15 protein-coding genes are annotated in these 23662 nt (G+C 73.5%); 7 read left to right on the top strand and 8 right to left on the bottom strand.

Features of this window, described 5'->3' with window-relative positions:
- The first annotated feature begins 20 nt into the window (after positions 1 to 20).
- From OG776_RS14110 to OG776_RS14080, 7 genes are all read left to right on the top strand, one after another.
- Positions 21 to 299, top strand: coding sequence for a YlxR family protein (locus OG776_RS14110; RefSeq protein ID WP_148010761.1), 279 nt, complete (start codon positions 21 to 23; stop codon positions 297 to 299).
- Between the two features lie 147 nt (positions 300 to 446).
- Positions 447 to 3569: a translation initiation factor IF-2 gene (gene infB / locus OG776_RS14105; RefSeq protein WP_148010762.1), complete on the top strand. Its 3123-nt coding sequence runs from the start codon at positions 447 to 449 to the stop codon at positions 3567 to 3569.
- A gap of 287 nt (positions 3570 to 3856) precedes the next feature.
- On the top strand, positions 3857 to 4150 hold the full coding sequence (locus OG776_RS14100; protein WP_148010763.1) for a DUF503 domain-containing protein: 294 nt from the start codon (positions 3857 to 3859) through the stop codon (positions 4148 to 4150).
- 33 nt (positions 4151 to 4183) lie between these two features.
- Positions 4184 to 4633, top strand: coding sequence for a 30S ribosome-binding factor RbfA (rbfA, locus tag OG776_RS14095; RefSeq protein ID WP_148010764.1), 450 nt, complete (start codon positions 4184 to 4186; stop codon positions 4631 to 4633).
- Positions 4630 to 5535 (top strand): tRNA pseudouridine(55) synthase TruB, encoded by a 906-nt coding sequence (truB, locus tag OG776_RS14090; protein ID WP_148010765.1) that lies wholly within the window; start codon positions 4630 to 4632, stop codon positions 5533 to 5535. The genes rbfA and truB overlap by 4 nt, the downstream gene beginning before the upstream one ends.
- 244 nt (positions 5536 to 5779) lie before the next feature.
- Complete coding sequence (locus OG776_RS14085; protein ID WP_329320932.1) at positions 5780 to 9676, top strand: trypsin-like peptidase domain-containing protein; 3897 nt, start codon at positions 5780 to 5782, stop codon at positions 9674 to 9676.
- Positions 9677 to 9809: 133 nt separating this feature from the next.
- The gene (locus OG776_RS14080; RefSeq protein ID WP_148010766.1) at positions 9810 to 10763 is read left to right on the top strand and encodes a bifunctional riboflavin kinase/FAD synthetase; all 954 of its coding nucleotides are present in this window, start codon (positions 9810 to 9812) and stop codon (positions 10761 to 10763) included.
- Positions 10764 to 11077: 314 nt separating this feature from the next.
- Here the strand turns inward: OG776_RS14080 and OG776_RS14075 are convergent, their stop codons facing one another.
- The 8 genes from OG776_RS14075 to eccE form a co-directional block, all read right to left on the bottom strand.
- Positions 11078 to 12118, bottom strand: coding sequence for an ABC transporter ATP-binding protein (locus OG776_RS14075; protein WP_261994658.1), 1041 nt, complete (start codon positions 12116 to 12118; stop codon positions 11078 to 11080).
- Complete coding sequence (locus OG776_RS14070) at positions 12115 to 13125, bottom strand: ABC transporter ATP-binding protein (protein ID WP_148010767.1); 1011 nt, start codon at positions 13123 to 13125, stop codon at positions 12115 to 12117. Before OG776_RS14070 ends, OG776_RS14075 begins: the two co-directional genes overlap by 4 nt.
- Positions 13126 to 13133: 8 nt before the next feature.
- Positions 13134 to 14072, bottom strand: coding sequence for an ABC transporter permease (locus OG776_RS14065; protein ID WP_148010768.1), 939 nt, complete (start codon positions 14070 to 14072; stop codon positions 13134 to 13136).
- Positions 14073 to 14095: 23 nt separating this feature from the next.
- The gene (locus OG776_RS14060; RefSeq protein ID WP_187285714.1) at positions 14096 to 15163 is read right to left on the bottom strand and encodes an ABC transporter permease; all 1068 of its coding nucleotides are present in this window, start codon (positions 15161 to 15163) and stop codon (positions 14096 to 14098) included.
- 54 nt (positions 15164 to 15217) lie between these two features.
- Positions 15218 to 17062, bottom strand: a complete 1845-nt coding sequence (locus OG776_RS14055) for an ABC transporter substrate-binding protein (RefSeq protein ID WP_329320927.1) — start codon at positions 17060 to 17062, stop codon at positions 15218 to 15220.
- A 328-nt stretch (positions 17063 to 17390) separates the two neighbouring features.
- The gene (locus OG776_RS14050; RefSeq protein ID WP_329320925.1) at positions 17391 to 21020 is read right to left on the bottom strand and encodes an SCO5717 family growth-regulating ATPase; all 3630 of its coding nucleotides are present in this window, start codon (positions 21018 to 21020) and stop codon (positions 17391 to 17393) included.
- A 412-nt stretch (positions 21021 to 21432) separates the two neighbouring features.
- On the bottom strand, positions 21433 to 22257 hold the full coding sequence (locus OG776_RS14045; protein WP_148010770.1) for a hypothetical protein: 825 nt from the start codon (positions 22255 to 22257) through the stop codon (positions 21433 to 21435).
- Positions 22257 to 23594, bottom strand: a complete 1338-nt coding sequence (gene eccE / locus OG776_RS14040) for a type VII secretion protein EccE (RefSeq protein WP_148010771.1) — start codon at positions 23592 to 23594, stop codon at positions 22257 to 22259. The genes OG776_RS14045 and eccE overlap by 1 nt, the downstream gene beginning before the upstream one ends.
- Between the last annotated feature and the right edge of the window lie 68 nt (positions 23595 to 23662).

Genomic DNA, 23662 nt, shown 5'->3' with positions numbered 1-23662 from the left:
GCGGAGAGGTAGACTTAAGAGTGTCTGGCCGGACGCGAGCCCGCGCATGCCCTGAACGCACCTGTGTGGGGTGCCGGGAGCGAGCGGCCAGGACTGATCTGCTGCGGGTCGTGGCGATCGAGGGCGAATGCGTCCCCGATCATCGCGGTACGCTGCCCGGCCGGGGTGCGTACGTACACCCCGCCCTGGTCTGTCTGGACCTGGCGGTACGCCGCCGGGCGTTCCCACGGGCGCTGCGTGCCCCGGGAGCGCTCGACACGGCGGCGTTGCGCCTCCGCGTCGAGCAGGCAACACCGTAAGACGTGTCGTGCGGAACCCCCGTACGGCCCTGGTACCCCGCGAGTTGGAAGTAGGTCGAGATTGCGATGAGCACTCGATGAGCACGCGATGAGTACGCCCATGAAGTAGCGACGGTCCGGACGCAACCCGGACCTAAAAGGAGCGAAGTGGCTAAGGTCCGGGTATACGAACTCGCCAAGGAGTTCGGGGTTGAGAGCAAGGTCGTCATGGCCAAGCTCCAGGAGCTCGGTGAATTCGTCCGTTCGGCGTCGTCGACGATCGAGGCGCCCGTAGTACGCAAGCTGACCGACGCCCTCCAGCAGGGCAACGGCGGCGGCAAGCCCGCCGCACGCAAGGCTGCCCCGGCGAGGCCGGCAGCCCCCTCTCCCGCGCAGGCGGCCCGTCCGGCCGCCCCGCGGCCGCCGGCCCCGAAGCCGGCCGTCTCCGAGCGGCCCGCGGCCGCGCCGGTCACCCCGGCCGCGCCGGGTCCGCGTCCGACTCCGGGTCCCAAGCCCGCTCCGAGGCCCGCTCCGGCGGCCCCGGCGCCGGCCGCGCCCGAGTTCACCGCGCCCCCGTCGGCTCCCTCGGCTCCGGCCGCGGGTCCCCGTCCGGGTTCCGCCCCGCGTCCCGGTGGCCAGGCCCCGCGTCCGGGTGCCCGTCCCGCCGGTGGTCCCGGCCAGGGTGGCCAGGGCCGTGGCGACCGTCCCGAGCGCGGCGACCGTCAGGGCGCCCCGCGTCCCGGCGGCCAGTCCCCGCGTCCGGGCGCCCGTCCGGCCGGTCCCCGTCCGGGCAACAACCCCTTCACCTCCGGCGGCTCCACCGGCATGGCGCGCCCGCAGGCGCCCCGTCCCGGTGGTGCCCCGCGTCCCGGCGGCGCCGGTGCTCCCGGTGGTCCGCGTCCGCAGGGCGCGGGCGGCCAGGACCGTGGTCCCCGTCCCCAGGGCGGTCCCGGCGGCGCTCCGCGTCCGCAGGGCGGTCCGGGCGGTGCCCGTCCGACCCCCGGCGGCATGCCGCGTCCGCAGGCCCCGCGTCCCGGCGGTGCCCCCGGCGGCAACCGTCCGAACCCCGGCATGATGCCGCAGCGTCCGGCCGCGGGCCCGCGTCCCGGCGGCGGTGGCCCCGGTGGCCGCGGTCCCGGTGGCGGCGGTCGTCCCGGCGGTCCCGGTGGCGGCGGCGGTCGTCCGGGTGGCGGCGGCTTCGCCGGCCGTCCGGGTGGCGGCGGCGGTGGCGGTTTCGCCGGCCGTCCCGGTGGTCCCGGTGGCGGTGGCGGCGGTTTCGCCGGCCGTCCGGGTGGTCCCGGTGGTGGCGGCGGTGGCCGTCCCGGCTTCGGCGGTCGTCCGGGTGGTCCCGGTGGCCGTGGTGGCACGCAGGGTGCGTTCGGCCGTCCCGGCGGTCCGGCGCGTCGTGGTCGCAAGTCGAAGCGGCAGAGGCGCCAGGAGTACGAGGCCATGCAGGCCCCGTCGGTCGGCGGTGTGATGCTGCCTCGCGGCAACGGACAGTCCGTCCGCCTGTCGCGCGGTGCGTCCCTCACCGACTTCGCCGAGAAGATCGGCGCCAACCCGGCGTCCCTCGTCGGCGTGATGATGAACCTCGGCGAGATGGTCACGGCCACGCAGTCCGTCTCCGACGAGACGCTGAAGCTGCTCGCGGACGAGATGAACTTCGTCCTCGAGATCGTCAGCCCCGAGGAGGAGGACCGCGAGCTGCTCGAGTCCTTCGACATCGAGTTCGGTGAGGACGAGGGTGGCGAGGAGTTCCTCGTCGCGCGTCCGCCGGTCGTGACCGTCATGGGTCACGTCGACCACGGTAAGACCCGACTGCTCGACACCATCCGCAAGACGAACGTCGTCGCGGGCGAGGCCGGCGGTATCACGCAGCACATCGGCGCGTACCAGGTCACGACCGAGGTCAACGAAGAAGAGCGCAAGATCACCTTCATCGACACCCCGGGTCACGAGGCGTTCACCGCCATGCGTGCCCGTGGTGCGAAGTCGACCGACATCGCGATCCTCGTGGTGGCGGCCAACGACGGTGTGATGCCCCAGACGATCGAGGCGCTGAACCACGCCAAGGCGGCCGACGTGCCGATCGTGGTCGCGGTCAACAAGATCGACGTCGAGGGTGCCGACCCGACGAAGGTGCGCGGTCAGCTCACCGAGTTCGGTCTGGTGGCCGAGGAGTACGGCGGCGACACCATGTTCGTCGACATCTCCGCCAAGCAGGGTCTGAACATCGACCAGCTGCTGGAGGCCGTGGTCCTGACCGCGGACGCCTCGCTCGACCTGCGGGCCAACCCGGAGCAGGACGCGCAGGGTATTGCGATCGAGTCCCACCTCGACCGCGGCCGCGGCGCCGTCGCGACCGTCCTGGTCCAGCGAGGCACCCTGCGGGTCGGCGACACCATGGTGGTCGGCGACGCGTACGGCCGTGTCCGCGCGATGCTCGACGACAAGGGCGAGAACGTGGAAGAGGCGGGTCCCTCGACTCCGGTCCTCGTCCTCGGTCTCACCAACGTCCCGGGCGCCGGCGACAACTTCCTGGTCGTCGACGAGGACCGCACGGCGCGTCAGATCGCCGAGAAGCGCGCGGCGCGCGAGCGCAACGCCAACTTCGCCCGCCGGGGTGTCCGGTTCTCCCTGGAGAACCTGGACGAGGCCCTCAAGGCCGGTCTGGTGCAGGAACTCAACCTCATCATCAAGGGCGACGCGTCCGGTTCGGTGGAGGCTCTCGAGTCCTCGCTGCTCCAGCTCGACGTCGGCGACGAGGTCGACATCCGTGTCCTGCACCGCGGTGTGGGTGCGGTCACCGAGTCCGACATCAACCTGGCGACCGGCTCCGACGCCATCGTCATCGGCTTCAACGTCCGCGCTGCGGGCCGCGCGGCGCAGATGGCGGAGCGCGAGGGCGTCGACGTCCGGTACTACTCGGTGATCTACCAGGCCATCGAGGAGATCGAGGCGGCCCTCAAGGGCATGCTCAAGCCGGAGTACGAGGAGGTCGAGCTCGGCACGGCGGAGATCCGCGAGGTCTTCAAGTCGTCCAAGCTGGGCAACATCGCCGGTGTCCTGGTCCGCTCGGGCGAGGTCAAGCGCAACACCAAGGCGCGCCTCGTCCGCGACGGCAAGGTCATCGCGGAGAACCTCAACATCTCCGGGCTGCGTCGCTTCAAGGACGACGTCACCGAGATCCGCGAAGGCTTCGAGGGCGGTATCAACCTCGGAAACTTCAACGACATCAAGGTCGACGACGTCATCGCGACGTACGAGATGCGCGAGAAGCCGCGCTCGTAGGACTGCGGCCTGAGCTGGCCGGCGGTGAGAGATCACCGTCGGCCGGCTTGCCGTTTCCAGGATCACGCGGTTCCCCGCGCTCCTTCCGGGGCGCGGGGAGCCGCGCGACCGGCCCCACCGGCCCGCGGCCGGGGAACGGACCCGCGGGTCCGGGGCGGGGTCCCGGCAGGACGCGGGGGCGAAAAACCCCGGCGAGCATTCCACCCGTTCGTTGTACGGTTCAGATGTTCCTGCCACGTGCGATGGGCAGGCCGTCTATCCCGGACCGGCGGGACATCCGGTGACACATGTATGTGGGGACGCTGTCCTTCGATCTGCTTCTCGGCGATGTCCACTCGCTCAAGGAGAAGCGCTCTCTCGTCCGCCCGATCGTCGCCGAACTCCGGCGGAAGTACGCGGTCAGCGTGGCGGAGACGGACAACCAGGACCTTCACCGCCGGGCCGGGATCGGGCTCGCGGTGGTCTCCGGAGACACCGAGCACCTCACCGACGTACTGGACCGGTGCGAACGGTTCGTCGCCGCACGGCCGGAGGTGGAGCTGCTGTCGGTACGGCGCAGGCTCCACACAGACGAAGACTGACGGAACAAGCAAGGCGAAGAAGGAGACGGACCAGTGGCCGACAACGCGCGTGCCAAGAGGCTGGCGGACCTCATCCGAGAGGTCGTGGCCCAGAAGCTGCAGCGCGGGATCAAGGACCCGCGGCTCGGCACCCACGTCACCATCACGGACACCCGGGTCACCGGGGACCTCCGGGAGGCGACCGTCTTCTACACGGTGTACGGGGACGACGAGGAGCGCGCGGCCGCGGCCGCGGGCCTGGAGAGCGCCAAGGGCGTGCTCCGCTCCGCGGTCGGCGCGGCGGCGGGCGTGAAGTTCACCCCGACCCTGACCTTCGTCGCGGACGCCCTGCCGGACACCGCCAAGACCATCGAGGACCTGCTCGACAAGGCACGGGCCTCCGACGCCAAGGTGCGTGAGGTCTCGGCGGGAGCCGCCTTCGCCGGTGACGCGGACCCGTACCGGAAGCCGGGCGACGAGGACGAGGACGACGCCGCCGAATGACCCAGAAGCTCCGGACGCCCGACGGGCTTGTCATCGTGGACAAGCCGTCGGGCTTCACTTCGCACGACGTGGTCGCCAAGATGCGGGGCATCGCGAAGACCCGCCGCGTCGGCCACGCCGGCACCCTCGACCCCATGGCGACGGGCGTGCTCGTCCTCGGTGTCGAGAAGGCGACCAAGCTCCTCGGTCACCTCGCGCTCACCGAGAAGGAGTACCTCGGCACGATCCGGCTCGGCCAGAACACGCTGACGGACGACGCCGAGGGCGACCTCACCTCGTCCACCGACGCGTCCCGGGTGACCCGGGAGGCCGTGGACGCCGGGATCGCCAAGCTCACGGGCGCCATCATGCAGGTGCCGTCCAAGGTCAGCGCCATCAAGATCGACGGCGTGCGGTCCTACAAGCGGGCCCGCGAGGGCGAGGACTTCGAGATCCCGGCCCGTCCGGTGACGATCTCCTCGTTCACCGTGTACGACGTCCGGGACGCCGTGGCCGAGGACGGCACGCCCGTCCTGGACCTGGTCGTCTCCGTGGTCTGCTCGTCCGGGACGTACATCCGGGCGCTCGCCCGCGACCTGGGCGCGGACCTGGGCGTGGGCGGCCATCTCACGGCCCTGCGCCGCACCCGTGTCGGCCCGTACAAGCTGGACTGCGCGCGCACCCTCGACCAGCTCCAGGAGGAGCTGACCGTGATGCCGATCGCGGAGGCCGCCACGGCCGCGTTCCCGCGCTGGGACGTGGACGACCGGCGGGCGCGGCTGCTGCTCAACGGCGTGCGCCTGGAGATCCCGGAGGAGTACGCGGGGGCGGGCGCCGTGGCCGTCTTCGACCCGGCCGGGCAGTTCCTCGCGCTGGTGGAGGAGCAGAAGGGCAAGGCCAAGAGCCTCGCCGTGTTCGGCTGAGGCCCTACGGTCCTCGTCCGCCCGTGGAGCGGCGGTCACGGGGCTTCGCGCCCGCCGCTCCAGGGTCCCCCCTCGGTTCCCCCCTCCAAGGGTGTATCCATCCGCCCCGCCCTGTTCACCCCATCGGGCAGGCGCTCGGAGTGAACCGAGGGAGCGGAAGGGGGCGCGTTCACCTCGCGATCTGTCCCGCTGATCACCGCGCGCCTACCGTCGGAGGAACGGAGCGCTGCGGGGAGGTTCGGACATGCCGGGACGAGGCCCGCGGACCGGGGACGAGTGTCCCCCGGTCGCCGACGACCACGCGGCGGACGCGGGCGTGGTGCACATCCGCGACCTGGCCGGACGCCCGCGCGGCACCGGCTTCGTCGCCGATCACCACGGCACGGTGATCACCAGCCACGAGGCCGTGGACGGTCTGGCCCGCCTCGTGCTCAGCGCCCCGGGCGACCGCGGCTGCGTGGTGGAAGCCGACGCCGTCACCCCCCTGCCCGCCGCCGGTCTGGCGCTGGTCCGCACCGAGGGTCTCGACCTCGAACCGCTCCCCGTCACCGTGCGGGACAGGGTCGGGACCGGCGCGTACGTCCGGATCGCCGCGGGCGGCTGGCGCGAGGCGCGGGTCCTCGGCACCACCGCGGTGACCTACACGGCCACCGACCGTCTCCACCCGCTCGGCGAGGCGCTGGAACTCGCGATCGGCACGGCGGGCGCGGACGCGCTCCGGCTGGGCGGCGGAGCGGCCGGGGGCCCGGTGCTGGACCTGTCGACCGGGGCGGTGATCGGGGTCGTGGGCACCGCCCTGCACGGAGAGCGGCCGGCGGCCCGGTTCGCCGTACCCCTGCGCACCCCCGGCGTACGGGGACCGCTCGCCACGCTGCTGGACCGCAACGCCGCGACCGTGCCCGCGTACGGCGTCGATCTCAATCCGGCCGGGGTGCTGGAACTCACGGCGACCTCGGTCGGCTCGGACGGACCGGGCGCGGTGCCCCCGTCCGGCGCCGGCGAGGAATCGCCCACCGTCGTCGAACGGACCGCCGTGGTGCGGGAGTTCGAGGCCTTCGTGAGCGGATCGGCCGTCGTGCTCGGGCTGGTCGGCGCTCCCGGGAGCGGACGTACGACGGAACTCGCGGCCCTCGCCGCCCGCCGCACCGGCGGCCCCGCCCCGGCCCCCACGCTCTGGCTGCGGGGAGCCGACCTGCTCGACACGGACACCTCCGTCGCCGACGCGGCGGCACGGACCCTGGAGCGGGCGGGCCGGATCGTGGCGGCCTCGCGCGCGGGGGCGCCCGGAGACTCGGAGGTGCTGCCGCCCGGCGGGTACGGCGGTGAGCTGGGCGACATCGGCCCGGAGCGCCTCGCCTCGCTCGCGCGGGACGCCGGACGTCCGCTCCTGATCCTGCTCGACGGCCCCGAGGAGATGCCGCCGGCCCTCGCCCACCGGCTGTCCGGCTGGACCGCGGGGACCGCCGCGTGGCTGGGGGAGACCGGGGCGCGGCTCGTCGTCGCCTGCCGGCCCGAGTACTGGGAGCAGGCGGGCGCGTACGTCCCCGCGGAGCTCCTGCACCGGGCCGCCGGAGCCGTGCCGGAGCCGCCACTGCCGCCGTGCGTCCGGCTCGGTGATCTCACCGCGGAGGAGGCGGGCCGGATCGGGACGCGGGCCGGGATCCCGGAGGGCACGCTCGGGGCCGCCGACGCACGGCACCCGCTGACCCTGCGTCTGCTGGCCGAGGTGCGGGCCGCGCTGCCGGACGCCCCGGCCGTGCGGCTCGACCGGCACGAGGTCCTCGGCGCCCATCTGGACCTGATGTGCCTGCGCGTCGCGGTCCGGCTCGCGGCGGCCAACGGGCTGCGCGGCAACGCCGTGCGCCGCCTCGCCGCCCGGGTGTCCGGCCGGGTGCACGAGGCCGCGCGGCGCTGTCTGGGACCCGGGCAGGGCCAGCTGGACCGCGAGTCCTTCGAAGCCGTCTTCCCGTGGGGTCCCGCTCCGGGGCGGCGTTCCGACCGGACGGCCGGCTGGGCCTCCGCCGTCCTCACCGAAGGCCTCCTGGTCCCCGCGGGCGACGGGTACCGCTTCGCGCACGAGGAGCTCGCCGACTGGATCCAGGGCACCCACCTGGACCTGGACACGGCCCTGCACGCTTTGGTCCACCGGAGCCGTGAAACGGTCCCGGCCGACGGGCCCCGCGCGCAGGCGCAGGCCCCGCCCGGGACGGAGTCCGAGCGGGTACCCGCCCAGCGGAGGCCGTCGCCGTCCGGACCGGGACCGGCGACCGGGCGCGGGACGGTGGCCGGGCCGGGTGCTTCGCGCCGCCGCAGGTCCCGCGGCTCCCGGTCCGCCGTCCGCACCGGTGCGCCGCTGCTGCCCGTCCCCCGGCACCGCGTCGGACCGGTCGTCGAAGCCCTGCTCCTCCTGGCCCGTCAACAGGGCGTGGCGGCGTTGACCCCTCGACTCGAAGCACTGGTCCACGCCCTGGACGACCTGCTGCCGGACGATTCTGTCCCGCTGGAGGACCCCGCCTGGTGGGCCACGCGTCTCATCGGCGACGTCGTGCTGCGGCTGCCCGACACGACCCCGTGCACCGAGGTCCTCACGCTGCTCGCGGAGCACATCGTGCGCTGGCGGGCCGACGGCCGGGCTGTTCCGGCGGAGTTCGGGCCCGCCTTCTGGGAGGCGCTGCCGCTGCCGGGGACGGAGCGGTTGGGCCTGCTCAGGAGCCTGGTCGTCGCGGACACGGCGCCCTGCCGGACGGGCCCGTACGACCCGGCGCGGGACAGCACGTCCACTGCCACCGACGACGCGACGGCACCCGACGCCCCCGCGTCGCCCGACGGGGCGCGGCGCGGCACGATTCCGGGCGCGCCGGGTCCCCGCGAGACGGCGCCCTGTGAGGTCGCTCCGGCCGGCGGCCGGACCCCGGACGGCACCCGCGCCCCCCGCTACCTGGACGCCGTGGCCCGGCTCCTCGCCGCCGACCCCGCCGGTACGGCCGCCCACCTCGTCACCTGGTTCGACGACGACCGCCCGCTGCCCGCGACACCCGACGCGACCGTGGCCACCGCGGCGCAGGCACTGCTCTACGCACACCGGCGGCGCGCCCTTGACGATCTGGCCGAGGCCCTGGTGGACAGCGCGCACCACCGGGCCGACGAGCTGCTCGCCGCCCTCGCCGAGGAGGAACCGTCGGCGGTGTGCCGGGCCGTCGACCGGTGGGCCCACGACCCGCGCCCGGCCCGGCGGGTCGCGGCGGTGGCGTACGGCCTGCGCGCCGCACCGCACGTACGCACCGAGGCCGACCGCGCCCTGCTGCGCTACGCGGCACTCGCCCTGCTGGCCCGCCCCACCGACTGCACCCTGCACGGCGGAGCACTCGGCCTGCTCGTCCGGGACCCGCGGAGCCGGGCCGCGTATCTCCCGCGGGCGCTGGGGAGGTTCGCCGCGGGCGACCCCCAGCTGCCCGCCACCGCCCTGGTCCCCGCCCTCGCCACCCACCCCGCCCCGGTGATCGCCGCGTTCCGGGACCGGCTGCGGCAGCCCGGCGCGGACCCGGCCGAGGCGCTGCGCACACTCGCCGACGTGACCACCCCCGCGCTCGCCCACCGTGTCGCCGCGCTCGTCAGGGAGATGGTGGAGCTGCGCCCGGAAGCCGCCGCTCACCTGGCCGTCTACGTCGACCGTCGTCTCACGCACGGGCCCGCGGCCCGCACGGCACTCTTCCCGCTGGTCACAGGGGTACTGATCGGCTGCGCCGGCTCGGTGCGGGCCGCTCTCGCGACCGTACTGGCCGCCCCGGGCGGCCGCGCCTCCCACGAGCTGCGGCGTGAACTGCTGGATCTGCTGCTCGCGCACGAGCGCGACCCGGCCGTTCTCGGCGCCCTGCTGCGGGCCGCGGCGGAGGACCTGGCCCGCCGGGGTGAGGAACCCACCCGGGAGCTGGTGCACCGGACGGGCCGGCTGATGGTGCGCACCCCCGCCGGAGCCACCGGCTTCGACCGGGGCCTCGTCGAGCTGGCGCGCGGGGTGCCGGGATTCGCGGCCGCGGTGGCCCGCTGGCTCTCCGACGCCCCCGAGGAGTGGGCCGGTGTGGTCGGCCCGAGCACCCGCCGCATGGTCGGGAATCTGGCCGGGGTGCGGGTCCCCGCCTGAGTCAGGCCTTGGTCAGGTTCTCGTGCTCCGCGTCACAGCTCGATGCCGATGCGAACCGGGAGCACGCGGCATGGCACCCTTAGAGCTGCGAATGAGGCAATCACGGACACGGGTTCGACAAGGAGCGGTCACAGTGCAGCGCTGGCGTGGCTTGGAGGACATCCCCCAGGACTGGGGGCGCAGCGTCGTCACCATCGGTTCCTACGACGGGGTGCACCGCGGACACCAGCTGATCATCAGGCATGCGGTGGACCGGGCCCGGGAGCTGGGTGTTCCCTCCGTCGTCGTCACCTTCGACCCGCATCCGAGCGAGGTCGTCCGACCGGGCAGCCACCCGCCGCTGCTCGCCCCGCACCACCGTCGTGCCGAACTGATGGCCGAGCTGGGCGTGGACGCGCTGCTGATCCTCCCCTTCACCACCGAGTTCTCGAAGCTGTCGCCCGCCGACTTCGTGGTGAAGGTGCTGGTCGACAAGTTGCACGCGAAGGCCGTGGTGGAGGGCCCGAACTTCCGTTTCGGCCACAAGGCCGCGGGCAACGTCGACTTCCTGCGTGAGCAGGGCGAGACGTACGACTTCGAGGTCGAGGTGGTGGAGCTGTACGTGAGCGGGGCGGCCGGCGGTGGTGAGCCGTTCTCCTCGACCATGACCCGGCGGCTGGTCGCCGAGGGCGACGTGGAGGGCGCGCGGGAGATCCTGGGCCGTCCCCACCGCGTCGAGGGCATCGTGGTCCGCGGTGCCCAGCGCGGCCGCGAGCTCGGCTTCCCGACGGCCAACGTCGAGACGCTGCCGCACACCGCCATCCCCGCCGACGGCGTCTACGCCGGCTGGCTGCACGTGGGCGGCGAGGCGATGCCGGCGGCGATCTCCGTCGGTACGAACCCGCAGTTCGACGGGACCGAGCGGACGGTGGAGGCGTACGCCATCGACCGCGTCGGCCTCGACCTGTACGGCCTGCACGTCGCCGTCGACTTCCTCGCCTTCGTCCGCGGCCAGGCCCGGTTCGACTCGATCGAGGCGCTGCTGGAGGCCATCGCCGACGATGTGAAGCGGTCCCGGGAACTGATCGAGGCGCACGGGGCGCCGTAGCCGTCCGGCTCACAGCCGTGTGGCCGGCGCCTCCGGGCGCCGGCCACCGCTGTCTATCGGGCTCCACGGGCCGCGGCCCCGTGCAACGGGGTGTGGCCGTCGCTTCGTCCGCGGGCCGCCGCGGGCACCCGTGCGGCTCTCACCCGAGGCCCGGGGCTCGCGTCGCACCGGCGGGGCGAGGGGCCGCCTTCACCGTCGGGCCCGCCACCTCCCACCGGCAGGCCGGCGCTTCCCACCGACGGGCGTGTCCCGGCCGTGGGCGCCCGCCACTTCCTCGTCGGGCGCCCCTCACCTGCAGGGCGCCCGCCCCTCGCTCACGTACCGGCCCGCGCCTCCGCCCAGTGGCATGCCACCTGTGCCTCCGCGCCGCCGCCCAGTACCGGCAGGTCCCGGCCGCGGCAGGCGTCCGCGACTCCCGCGCGTTCGGCCTCCCCGCCCGCCAGGATCTGGCAGCGCGCATGGAAGCGGCAGCCCGAGGGGATGCGGGAGGGGTCCGGGGGTTCGCCGGTGAGGACGACCGGGGCGCCCGGGGCCTCCGGGAGGACGGACAACAGGGCCTGGGTGTACGGGTGCCGGGGTGCCGTCAGGACCTCGGCCACCTCCCCGGTCTCGACGATCCGGCCCAGGTACATCACCGCGACCCGGTCGGCGATGTTCCACGCCAGCCCGAGGTCGTGCGTGACCACCAGAGCGGACAGGCCGAGTTCGGCGCGCAGCCGCAGCAGCAGCGCGAGGATCTCGCCCCGTACCGACGCGTCGAGGGAGGCCACCGGCTCGTCGGCGACGATGAGTTCGGGCTCCAGGACCAGCGCGCCCGCGATCACGACGCGCTGACGCTGGCCCCCGGACAGTTCGTGCGGGTAGCGCAGGAAGAAACGCTCCGGAGGACGCAGACCGGCCCGTGACAGCGCCTCCGCGACGGCCGCCCGTTCGTCGCCCCCGTACCCGTGGATGCGCAGCCCCTCGGCCACCGCGTCGTACACGGTGTGCCGCGGGTTGAGCGAGCCGCTCGGATCCTGGAGCACCAGTTGGACCCGCTTGCGGTAGGCCTTCAGGGCCCGCGAGGAGTAGTCGAGCGGTCGGCCGTCGAAGGTGACGCGACCACCGGTGGGCGGGACGAGACCGAGCAGGGAACGGGCGAGCGTCGTCTTGCCGCAGCCGGACTCGCCGACCAGCGCGACGATCTCGCCGCGGCGGATGTCGAGGTCGACGCCGTCGACGGCCCGGGCACGAGCGGCGCCGTGCCGTCCGGGGAACGAGACGTGCAGCCCCTCGGCGCTGAGCAGCGGCGGCGCGGGCGCGGTCCCCTGTGCCGCGGCCGGGGCGGGGGACGACGGCGCGGGCGGGTTCGTCATGACGTGCTCCTGACTGACTCTGCCGCTCCCGCGGCCGTGTCCGTGTCCATGTGCACGCAGGCCGCCCACCGTCCCGTACCAGCGCCCCGCAGCTCCTGGTCCTGTTCGGCGCACACGTCCAGCGCCACCGGGCACCGGGGGTGGAACGTGCAGCCGGAGGGCAGCGCGGACGGGTCCGGGGGGTCGCCGGGCAGTCCGCGCGGCGCGAACCGCGAGGCGCTGTCCCCGATGCGCGGGAAGGCCGCGGACAGCGCCTTGCCGTAGGGATGCCGCGCGTGGTCGTACACCTGCCGGGCGGGCCCCTCCTCGACGACCCGGCCCGCGTACATCACCGCGAGCCGGTCGCAGGTGTCGGCCAGGACCGCGAGGTCGTGGCTGATCATGAGAAGGCCCAGCTCCTGTTCGCTCACGAGCTGTTCGATCAGGCGGAGGATCTGTGCCTGGATCATCACGTCGAGCGCCGTGGTCGGTTCGTCGGCGATGACGAGCCGGGGGTCGCAGGCCAGTGCCATGGCGATCATCACGCGCTGGCGCTGTCCGCCGGAGAGCTCGTGCGGGTAGGCGTCCGCGCGGGCGGCGGGCAGCCCGACCTGTTCCAGGAGTTCGCCGGTCTTCTGCCGGGCCCCCGCCGGGGTCGCCTTCCGGTGGAGCAGGATCGGCTCGGCGATCTGGTCGCCGATGCGGTGGACCGGGTTCAGCGAGTGCATCGCTCCCTGGAAGACGATGGAGGCGCCCGCCCAGCGGACCGCCCGCACCCGGCCCCATTTCATCGACAGCACGTCCTCGCCGTCGAGCAGGATCTCCCCGCTCGTGCGGGTGCCCGCGGGCAGCAGCCTCAGCATCGCGAGGGCCAGCGTGGACTTGCCGCAGCCCGACTCGCCCGCGACACCGAGCTTCTGCCCCGCGTCGAGGGAGAGGTTCACCCCGCGCACGGCGGCCGCCCCGCCCGCGTACGTCACCTCGAGGTTCCTGACCTCCAGCAGGGGCTGCCGGGCGGATGTGTTCATCGGAGTGCTCAACGGGTGGCCCCCAGCTTCGGGTTGAGGACGGATTCGACCGCGCGTCCGCACAGGGTGAACGCGAGCGCGACCACCGCGATCGCGATTCCCGGCGGTACCAGGTACCACCACTTCCCGGCGCTGACGGCGCCCGCCTCCCGGGCGTCTTGGAGCAGCCCGCCCCAGGACACGATCGTGGGATCGCCCAGACCGAGGAAGGCGAGCGTCGCCTCGGCGAGGATGGCCGAGGAGATGATCAGGGTCGTCTGCGCCAGTACCAGCGGCATCACATTGGGCAGCACGTGCCGCGACATGATGTGCCAGTGCCCGCCGCCGAGCGCCTTGGCCCGTTCGATGTAGGGCCGCGACTCGACCGCGAGGGTCTGCGCGCGGACCAGCCGGGCCGTCGTGGGCCAGGTGGTGACACCGATCGCCAGGATGATCGTGCCGATCGAGCGGGTCATCACGGTCGCCAGGGCGATCGCGAGGACCAGCGTCGGCATCACCAGGAACCAGTCGGTGATCCGCATCAGTACGGTCGCGTACCAGCCGCGGAAGTGACCCGCGGTGATCCCGATGACGGCGCCGATCGCGACCGAGAGTACGGCCGCGAGCAGTCCGACCAGCAGGGAGACCCGGGCGCCCCACACCACGAGGCCCAGCAGGTTGCGTCCGAACTGGTCCGTTCCCAGGGGGAATTGCGCGCTCGGGCTCTCCATCGGCCGGCCCGGCGCGTCGGTCACGCTCTGCACGTCGGAGCCGACGGTCAGCGGAGCCGTCAGGGCGATGAGGGCGAAGAGGACGAGCGCGGCGAGTCCGAGGACGCCCGCCCGGTGGGTGCGGTACTGCCGCCAGAAGCGGGCGGCGGAGGCGCGGCGGCGCTGCCTGGCGAGGGTGCGGGAACTCTTCGCGCCCGCGGTGACGGCCGGTTCGGCCGCCGTGGATTCGGTTGTCATCGGCCCGTCCGACTCGGTCGTGGTCATCGGCCCACCCGTGGGTCCAGCAGCGGATAGATCAGGTCGGCCAGTGTGTTCATCACGATCACGGCCGCCGCGAAGACGAAGAACAGCCCCTGGACCAGCGGCAGATCGGGCACGCTGAGCGCCTGGTAGAACAGGCCGCCGAGGCCCGGCCAGGAGAAGACGGTCTCGACGAGGATCACACCCGCGACCGTCCGGCCGAGGTTGATGAAGATCAGCGTGACCGTCGGCAGCAGTGCGTTGGGCACGGCATGGCGGCGCCGTACGAGATCGTCGCGCAGGCCCTTGGCCCGTGCCGTGGTCAGATAGTCGCTGCCCATCTCGTCCAGCAGCGCCGAGCGGGTGACCAGCAGGGTCTGCCCGTACTCGACGGCGACCAGGGTCACCACCGGCAGGACCAGGTGGTGGGCGACGTCGAGGACGTACGCGAAGCCCTCCTTGCCCCCCGACTCCATGCCGCCGGTCGGGAACAGGCCGGGGACCGGGCCCATGCCCACCGAGAGGACGATGATGAGCAGCAGTCCGAGCCAGAAGGACGGGATCGAGTACAGCGTCAGCGCGAGACCGGTGTTGAGGCGGTCGCTCGTCCCGCCGTTGCGCCAGGCGGAGCGGGTGCCGAGGAAGATACCGAGCGCGGTGTAGAGGACGAACGCGGTGACCGTCAGGAGCAGGGTGTTCGGCAGCGCCTCGGTGATCTTGTCGATGACGGGGGTCCGGAACTGGTACGAGGTACCCAGGTCGCCGGTGAGCGCCTTGCCGCAGTAGTCCGTGAACTGCTCCCAGAGCGGCAGGTCGAGCCCGAACTCCTTCCGGTAGTGCGCCAGTTGTTCGGCCGAGACCTGACGGCCGCCGGTCATGTACTTGACCGGGTCGCCGGGGATGAGCCGGAAGAGGAAGAAACTGGTGACGAGGACGGCGAGCAGCGAGACGGCCGCGCCGCCCAACTTGCCCGCCACATAGCGCAGATACGCGGTCGTGGTGCGCGCCCTTGGCCCGCGGACCGACGGCCCGGCGTCGGCCGGACCGTCGGTCGCCTCGACCAGCGAGGGTGTTGCCTCAGCGGTCATGAACTACTCATTCGCTCGTACGTCCATGGAGTGCCCCGGAGGGCGTGGAGCGCGCTATTCGCGGTCCTCGGCCGTGGTGCGGCGACGGATCGCGAAGAACGCCCCGGCGCCCACGAGGACGACCACGCCCGCGACGATGCCGATGATGACGCCCGTCGAGCCCGAACCGTCGGAGGACGCACCGGCGGAGCCCGCCGGAACCGCCGACCACCAGCTCCAGTAGCCGTCCTGGCCGTAGATGTTCCCGGCCGCCTTCGGCATCGTCTCGATCGACTTGATCTGGTCGGTGCGGTAGGCCTCCACGGCGTTCGGGTACGCCATGACGTTCATGTACCCGGTGTCGTACAGCCGCGACTCCATCTGCTTGACGATCTCCGCCCGCTTGGCGGTGTCGTACTCGGCGAGCTGCCGGCCGTACAGGTCGTCGAACTTCTTGTCGCAGATGAAGTTGTCCGTCGCGCCCGTGTCCTTGGGGGTGGCGGGCAGCGCCGCGCAGGTGTGGATCGACAGGACGAAGTCGGGATCCGGGTTGACGGACCAGCCGTCGAAGGCCAGGTCGTACTTGCCCGCGAGCCACGGATCCGTCACGTTGTCCAGGCAGTTCAGGGTGACCCCGATGCCCAGCTTGCCGAACCACTCCTTCACGTACTGTCCGACCGCCTTGTCGTTCGGGTCGGTGGCGTGGCACAGCAGCCGGTAGTTGATCGGCTTGCCGTTCTTCTCGGTGCGCTTGCCGTCACCGTTCTTCTTGTACCCTGCCTCGTCGAGGAGTTGGGCCGCCTTCGCCGGGTCGTAGCCGAGGTTCTGGCTCGCCGACGGCTTCCAGTAGTACGTGGAGAAGCGCGGCGGGATGTATCCGGCGCCCTCGACGGCGTGACCCTGGAAGACCTTGTCGACCAGGGCGCTCCGGTCGATCGCCATGAACAGCGCCTGGCGCACCCGCTGGTCGAGCAGGGACTTCGCCCCGTCGCCGAAGTGGTCCCCGTTCGCGGCCTGGGCGCCGGGGTTGGTGGCGAGGGCGTAGAAACGGCGGCCGGGCGCGTCGTTGACCTTGATGTTCGACTGGCCCTGGAGGGCCGCGGACTGCGCGGGTGTCAGACCGGAGACGAACGACACCTCGCCCTTCTGCAGGGCCGCGACGGCCGCGTCACCGTCCTTGTAGTACTTGAACACCAGCTCGTCGAACTTGGGCGCGCCCCGCCAGAAGGTCTTGTTGGGCTTCAGCCGCACATAGCTGTCCGGCTTGTAGTCCGTCAGGACGAACGGTCCGTTGCCGACGATCGGGAAGCTCTTGTCGTTGTTGAACTTGGAGAAGTCCCCGACCTTCTCCCAGATGTGCCGGGGCACGATCGGGACGTCGAGGGCGGCCATGGTGGCCTGCGGCTTCTTCAGCTCGATGACCAGCTTGGTCGGACTCGGGGCCGTGACCTTCTTGAAGTTCCCGACGAAACTGCCGTTCGCGGTGGCCGCGTTCGGGTCGGTCATCATCTTGGTGAAGGTCCACGCCGCGTCCTCGGCGGTGGCCTGCTTGCCGTCCGACCACTTGGAGTTCGAACGGATCGTGTAGGTCCAGGTGAGTTTGTCCGCGGACGGCGTCCACTTGGTCGCGAGACCCGGGATCGCGTGGTTGTCCGTCGGGTCGTAGTTGGTCAGGTACTCGTACATCAGCCGGTGGATGCTCGTACTGACCAGGCGCGACGCCAGGAACGGGCTGAGCGAGTCGACGCTCTGCGCGACCGCCACGGTGAGGACGTTCTTGCCCTCCTCCGCCCGGGCCTGCTGCGGGGCCGGGTTGAGCGGGCTCGCGAGACCCGCGGTGAGGGTGAGGGCGGCGGCGCCCGCGGCGGCGAGGAGCCTGAGACGCGGACGTCCTCCGGTGAGCTGATCTTGTCTGTTCATGGGTCGGTGACCTCGCGTCATCGCTCGCACGGGGATGGCTGGTTGAACTAATGGATCAGGAGGGAAGGGGGCGCCGGCGGGGGTTGATGTGTGTGTCTATCAGCGGCGGGAACCGCGAGTCAACGGCAGGTGGACCCCATCTGGCCTGCGGAAATAACGAGTTGGCGCGGATTGCTCGCTCATTGGTCCAGACCGGTGAAGCCCCGCTGGCCAGGGGATGACGCTCTCTTCGGCCCATGGACGCGCGAAGGCCCGCACCGTGGACGGACGGTGCGGGCCCTGGCGGGAAACGGCCCCTCGGGAGGGGCCGATCGGGTGATGTTCCCGGCTACTGCCGAGGAGGCGCGGGAGGGGGCGGAGGCGGGGTGTGGCCCTGGTGGGGCGGATGGACCTGACCGTCCTCGAACGGCCGGCCCGCGGCGGGCTGCCCCGGCTGTGGCTGTGGCTGCGATTCTGCCGGTGCCGGTGCCGGTGCCGGTGCCTGAGGGTGAGGCGGGGGCGGCGGATAGGCCTGACCCGGCTGCGCCTGCTGCGGCGGTTGCCCCTGCGGCGGCTGGTGCGGGCCCGGCTGCGGCGCGTAGGGAGCGCCCTGCGGGTACGGGGAGGCCTGGCCCGGCTGTCCGTACGGCGGCTGTCCGTACGAGGGCTGTCCGTACGGGGGCTGCCCTGGCACCGGGCTGCCGGGGACGGCCGGGCCGCCCGGCACGGGGACGTCCTGCGGCGGGTAGGAGTACTGCGGGCCGGTCGGCATCGGCGGCGCGGCCACCGGCGGCGGGTTGCCGTCGTTCGTCCACAGCCCGTGCGACTGCTGGTGGCGCACGATGTCCTCGGCGACCATCGCGGAGAGGTTGAAGTACGCCTCCCGCACCTTGGGCCGCATCATGTCGAGGTCGACCTCCGCACCCGCGGCCAGATGCTCGTCGAAGGGCACCACCACGACACCGCGGCAGCGCGTCTCGAAGTGGCTGACGATGTCCTCCACCTTGATCATCTTTCCGGTCTCGCGCACCCCGGAGATGACGGTGAGGGAGCGCGAGACGAGGTCCGCGTACCCGTGTGCCGACAGCCAGTCGAGCGTCGTACTCGCACTGCTCGCGCCGTCGACGGACGGCGTGGAGATGATGATGAGCTGGTCGGCGAGGTCCAGCACGCCGCGCATGGCGCTGTAGAGCAGACCCGTGCCCGAGTCGGTCAGGATGATCGGGTACTGCTTGCCCAGTACGTCTATCGCCCGCCGGTAGTCCTCGTCGTTGAAGGTCGTGGACACCGCCGGGTCGACATCGTTCGCGATGATCTCCAGCCCCGACGAGGCCTGCGACGTGAACCGCCGGATGTCCATGTACGAGTTGAGGTACGGGATCGCCTGCACGAGGTCGCGGATGGTGGCCCCGGTCTCCCGCCGGACCCGGCGCCCGAGCGTTCCGGCGTCCGGGTTGGCGTCGATCGCCAGGATCTTGTCCTGCCGCTCGGTGGCGAGCGTGGAGCCGAGCGCGGTGGTGGTCGTCGTCTTGCCGACACCGCCCTTGAGGCTGATGACCGCGATCCGGTAGCACGACAGCACCGGCGTCCGGATCAGCTCCAGCTTCCGCTGCCGCTCGGCTTCCTCTTTTTTGCCGCCCAGCTTGAACCGGGAGGAGCCGCCACCGGGACGTCCGCTCTTGGTCTTCTGCTTCTTGTTGTTGAGCAGCCGGTCGGAGGACAGCTCCACGGCGGCGGTGTACCCGAGCGGCGCGGCGGAGGGGTTGGTGGGCTGCCGCTGGTCGTGCCGTACGGGCTGCGGCCAGGCGGTCCCGCTGCGGGGATCGACGGGGGCCTGCTGGGCCGGCGGCTGCTGCGGCGGCAGCTGGTCCTGCGAGGGGTGCGGGGCCTCGGGCGGCAGGCCCGGCCGCGGCTGGTACTGCGCGGGGATGTGCGGCTGCGCCGGGTGCGGTTGCGGCCCGGGAAGGTGTGGCTGTGGCTGCGCGGGCGGCTGGGCGTGCGGCGGGAAGCCGTAGCCCGGCTGAGGGCCGGGCGCCTGCGGCGCGGCGGCGTCCGGCCCCGGCACCTGGGGCGCGGGCGGCTGGGGGGCCGGGGCGCCGGGCTGCGGGAAGCCGTACGCGGCCTGCGGGGCGGGCGGGCTCTGCTGCGGGAAGCCATAGGCGGCTTGCGGGGTGTCCGGGCCCTGCTGCGGGAAGCCGTAACCCGTGGGCGGGGCCGGGGGGTTGGGCGCCGCGGGAGCCGGGACACCGGGCTGCGGGAAGCCGTACGCGGCCTGGGGGGCGGGCGGTGCCGGTGGTCCCTGCTGCGGGAAGCCGTAACCGGCCCCTGGGGCAGAGGGATTGGGCGCCGCGGGCATCGGCGCCACGGGGCTCGCGGCCGGCGGCGCGGTCTGCGGATCCCAAGCCGTGGGTGCCGTGGGCGCCGCGTGTGCGGTGGGTGCCGAGGGCTGTGCGGCGGGCGGCTGGTGCGGCTGGGCCTGGACGTGCTGCGGCTCGACCCCGGGCTGCTGCGGCGGCGCGGGCGGCTGTACCGCGGCCGACGCGTGCTGCGGCGTCGCGGGCGGCTGAGCGGAGGGCTGTCCCAGCGCGACCGGCGGCTGCGCGAGCGGTGGCTGCTGCGGCGCCGGGTGTGTGGGCGGTGCCACCGGTCCGGGCGAGGGCCACTGCGCGGCGGGTGCCGGGGCGGCGGGCTGGTAGGCGGGCGGCAGCGGCGGCAGAGCGCCCTGTGCCACCGGCGGGGGAGTCCAGGCGGGCGCCGTTTCCGGCGCCTCCGCGGGCACGTCCGCGTCGGCGTGTGCCGAGGGCGGCGGAGTGCTGCTCTCAGGAGACGTGGTCGACGGCTCGGCACCCTCGGGCGTCGCGTCACCGTCCCCCGTGTCCGTGTGCGTGTCCTGGTCCCCGGAGTCCGGCGACGGCGTCTTCGGGGGTGCGACGGCGTCGAGCCGCCCGGCGTCCGTGGTGTCGTCGCGGGCCGTGGCATCGGCGTCGGGACGGGTGCCGGCGGGCGCGGTTCCCGCGGGGTCGGCCGTTCCCACCGGGGTCGGTGCCCCGTCCGCCTCGACGTCCGGGCCGTCCACGTCACCCGCGCGGTCCGGCCCGTCGGCCCGGGCGTCGGTCCCGGTCGGTTCCTGCGCGTGCCCGGGGTCGGGCTCCGAGGCGGAGGCATCCGCGTCGGAGCCCGTGGACACGGCGCTCCCGGCGTTCTCCGGCCCACTCGCTCCGACGTGCGTGCTCTCCGGTCGCGCGGGCGTTTCCTCGCCGCCCGCGGACGCACCGGAGGCCTCGGACGCACCGGCACCCTCGGCCGCACCGGCCTCCGGTACCGCCTCCGGACGTGACTCCGGTTCCGGCTCCGCGGTGGGCGTGCGGGCCGGTGGCACCGGAGCGCTCAATTCGAAGTCCCCGCCCGGCGCGTGACCGTCCTGCGGGCCGGCGCCGTCCTGCTCCCGCGCGGCGACGGCGCCCCCGTCACCAGATGCTCCGTCACTCGGGGTTCCATGACCGGCCGTGCCGTCGGCGGACGTTCCGGGCGCGGCCGGGGCGCCGGAAGCGGCGGCCTGCTCCGCGGCGGACCGATCCGCGAACTCGCGCTTGAGCGCGGCGGCGGAGATCCGCATGGTGGCGCCGCTCTCGATGTCGCCGGACGCGGCATCGGCGTGGCCGGCCGGTCCGGCCGGCGTCGACCAGGCGGCCGGCGGCATCGGCGCGGACGGCACCGGGGGAACCTGGGCCACCGGCGGGCCCGGCGGCGGAGGAGGTCCCTGCGGGTCCGGGGGAACCGGGGCGAAGAGCAGCCCGGGAACGGCCGGCGGGGGCGGCGGCGCCGGCGTCGAACCGGCCGCCGCGTTCTGCGTGTACCAGGCGGGCGGCGCGTAGTCGATGGTGAACTCGCCCGTCGCCTCGACGGCGGACTCCGCGTCGGACTGGTCATCGCCGGGTGTGGCCCAGCCCCCGCGGATCCCGTCCCGATCGCTGTTCACAGTTCCTCCTGGTGGGTCGAGCACCCTCGATACCGCGCTGGGGCGACCGTTCTCTTCATCTGCATCTCTTGGCCGGACGCCGTCCGACGCCGTCCGGCGCGCCGGATCGTCCCCGCGGGACGCGGGCGGCCCACCGACGGTCCGGCCGACGGCGAGGTGTCGCGTCCGGCCCCAGCCTAATCACCACGGGCGCCACGACGGCAGGCCTGTCCACCCCTCCGCACAGGCCCACTTCGTCACACCCTGCCCGCGAGCGGCGCACACACGCGTCACCGGGCGAAACAAATCGGGCAATCCTGGTGAACAAGTCGGTTGCGAGGGAAGGGGATCGACCGGAGACGCCCGGGTCCGGACCGGAAGTGCGGTTACGCGGAGCAGGGTTGAGCCGGGGCGGCGCCGGGGCCGCGACCGGTCAGTCCATTCTTCGCGGCGTACCGAACAACCCGGTCTCCGCGTCCGTGGGCTGCGTCATCACATACTGCCGGTCGCGGTCGGCGCACCACAGCGTGACGCCGTCGGCGAGAGTCGGGAGCGAGTCCACGTCGCCCCCGGGAAGCGCCAGCGCACGCCCGATCTCCGCGGCCTCGTCAGGCGAGACCCGCTGCACACCGACGAGCCGTGCCTGCCGCAGCAGCCGCGGAGCCACCGGACTGAGATACGGCAGCAGCGTCAGGATCGACTGCCAGGGGCCGGCCACCACCCGCCCGCGCGGGGGTCGCATTCCACAGTCGCGCACCACCAGAACCGGGTTGCCGGCCGACGCACCCTGCGGCGGAACGCGGCCCACGTCGTGCACGCTCATGCCGTTCTGCCCGCCGCCCATGGCGTGCACCATCTGCATCCAGGCCTGCGCGCGCCCCGTCTCGACGGCGACGCGTGCCCCGGTGGCCGCCGCCCGCAGCGCCAGCACCTGCGCGGTCCACAGGCCGCCGATCAGGACGACGTCGTACGGCGTGGGCCGGTTGAGCCCGAGCACCGCGGGCTGCCCCCCGGCGTCCACGCCGATGACGACCCCGTCGTCCCCGATGGGCAGGGCCAGCGAGTCCACCTGTTCCCCGGACAGCACATGCCGTCCGTGCCGAGGGCCGATCAGGCCGAAGCCGCTGCGCAGCAGCCCGCGCGGACGTTCCGCGGCCGGCTCTCCCGAGGCGTCGGAAGAGCCCGGCGGACGGGCCCCGGGAGCCCCCGAGGCCCCGTACGTCCCGGCCGCGGCGGCTCCGGACGAGGTCGTCGACATCAGCGAACACCTCCGAGCGGCAGCGTGGCGAGCACACCCGGAAGCTGCTCGCGGTCGAGTCGGTTGAGTCCCGCACCGGCCCGCCGGGCGGCGTCCTCCAACGAGCGCCGCGCCGCGACCAGTTCGTCGTCACCGCGCCCGGTGACCCGCAGGTGCCCGCACAGCGACACGTCCTGACGCTCCCCGCGCCGCAGGGTGAGACTGAAGGTGGTGGCCAGCGCGGGCACGGCCGTGAGCAGAGCGACGAGTTGCGGCAGGGACGGCCCGTCCGAGCCACCCAACTGGGGCCAGCGGCGCACCCAGTACGTCGTGTGCCTGCGGTTGTCGCAGCGCCAACTGCGGCTGGACTCCTCCGTCCGCCGCGCCGGCACGTCCGTTCGTCCCGCCTCGGCCGTCACCAGCGGGTTCGCGCACGCCGAGGTCGCCACCGCCGCGATCAGCTCCTCCTCGTTGAGGAGCGTCGTACGGAATCCCGCTCCCGTGAGCCGGCTCGCGAGGTGGTCCGCCGCCCGTACGACGCACTTCTGCGCGCCGAGGAGACCGCCCCCGCGCGCGGCCACCGCCTCCGGGCACAGCTCGGGATCGAGCTTCAGGGCGATCCAGGTGATGCGCACCGCGGGCGCCCCGGTCTGCTCCTGCAACGGCGCGTAGTTGCTGACGGCCACGGACTGCCGGGGCAGATGCAGGGCGGGCGCGGGCTGCGTGTGCAGCACGATCTGCGCCGACTCCAGACGGATGCCGTCCACCTCGAGGGCGTCCCGCACCGGTCCCAGGGGCAGCGGCCGACGGCCCCGCTCGGCGCGCAGCGCGGTCGCGTCGGACTCCACCTGCAGGACGACGGTCACGAACGTGCCGTCCCCGATGACACCGACCGGGCGACGGTCGCGTGCGCCGTACGCGGAGGTGCGGAGGCTGGGGTCGCACTCCACGGCCGGGGCGAGACCGGGCTCCGTGCCGGGCCGGATCGGCGTACCGGCGGCACGGCGCCGCCGGGCGCGCAACGCCCTCGCGGTGGCGAGCCATTCGGGCAGCGAGCGGCCTCGGCGGCGGACCAGCGCGAGCAGGACGAGGACGAGGGCGAGCACCGCCGCGGGGACCAGGGCGAGGGGCGAGACGATCCATCCGACGAGCAGCGCGGCGGCGGCGATCTCCAGCAGGACGGCTCGTTGCAACCGGAACGATCCGGCCTGACCGGCGCGGACCCTGAGGTGCAACGCACCGGCGCGCGGCCTGGGTTGTCCGGACGGTCCGGGTGTCCCGGGCGGCTGCGGCCGGGACGCGGAGGAGCCCTGCTCCCGCGACCGGTCACGCGACCGGAACCGCGCTCCGGAAGCCATCACTTCATCCCCCCGATTCCCTCACAACTCAACTGAACGGCGCCGCCGCACAAGGCCCTTGAGGCGCC

The organism is Streptomyces sp. NBC_01689, from assembly GCF_036250675.1.
Lineage (GTDB): Bacteria > Actinomycetota > Actinomycetes > Streptomycetales > Streptomycetaceae > Streptomyces.
The sequence above is the reverse complement of the archived record's forward strand: the minus strand, read 5'-3'. Positions and strand labels throughout refer to the sequence as shown.

What these genes read in the sequence shown, in the direction of transcription:
- OG776_RS14100 (WP_148010763.1), top strand. Translation starts at nt 3,857, where the DNA reads ATGTATGTGGGGACGCTGTCCTTCGATCTGCTTCTCGGCGATGTCCAC.
- truB (WP_148010765.1), top strand. Translation starts at nt 4,630, where the DNA reads ATGACCCAGAAGCTCCGGACGCCCGACGGGCTTGTCATCGTGGACAAG.
- OG776_RS14085 (WP_329320932.1), top strand. Translation starts at nt 5,780, where the DNA reads ATGCCGGGACGAGGCCCGCGGACCGGGGACGAGTGTCCCCCGGTCGCC.
- OG776_RS14075 (WP_261994658.1), bottom strand. Translation starts at nt 12,118, where the DNA reads ATGACGAACCCGCCCGCGCCGTCGTCCCCCGCCCCGGCCGCGGCACAG.
- OG776_RS14070 (WP_148010767.1), bottom strand. Translation starts at nt 13,125, where the DNA reads ATGAACACATCCGCCCGGCAGCCCCTGCTGGAGGTCAGGAACCTCGAG.
- OG776_RS14065 (WP_148010768.1), bottom strand. Translation starts at nt 14,072, where the DNA reads ATGACAACCGAATCCACGGCGGCCGAACCGGCCGTCACCGCGGGCGCG.
- OG776_RS14060 (WP_187285714.1), bottom strand. Translation starts at nt 15,163, where the DNA reads ATGACCGCTGAGGCAACACCCTCGCTGGTCGAGGCGACCGACGGTCCG.
- OG776_RS14055 (WP_329320927.1), bottom strand. Translation starts at nt 17,062, where the DNA reads ATGAACAGACAAGATCAGCTCACCGGAGGACGTCCGCGTCTCAGGCTC.
- OG776_RS14045 (WP_148010770.1), bottom strand. Translation starts at nt 22,257, where the DNA reads ATGTCGACGACCTCGTCCGGAGCCGCCGCGGCCGGGACGTACGGGGCC.
- eccE (WP_148010771.1), bottom strand. Translation starts at nt 23,594, where the DNA reads ATGGCTTCCGGAGCGCGGTTCCGGTCGCGTGACCGGTCGCGGGAGCAG.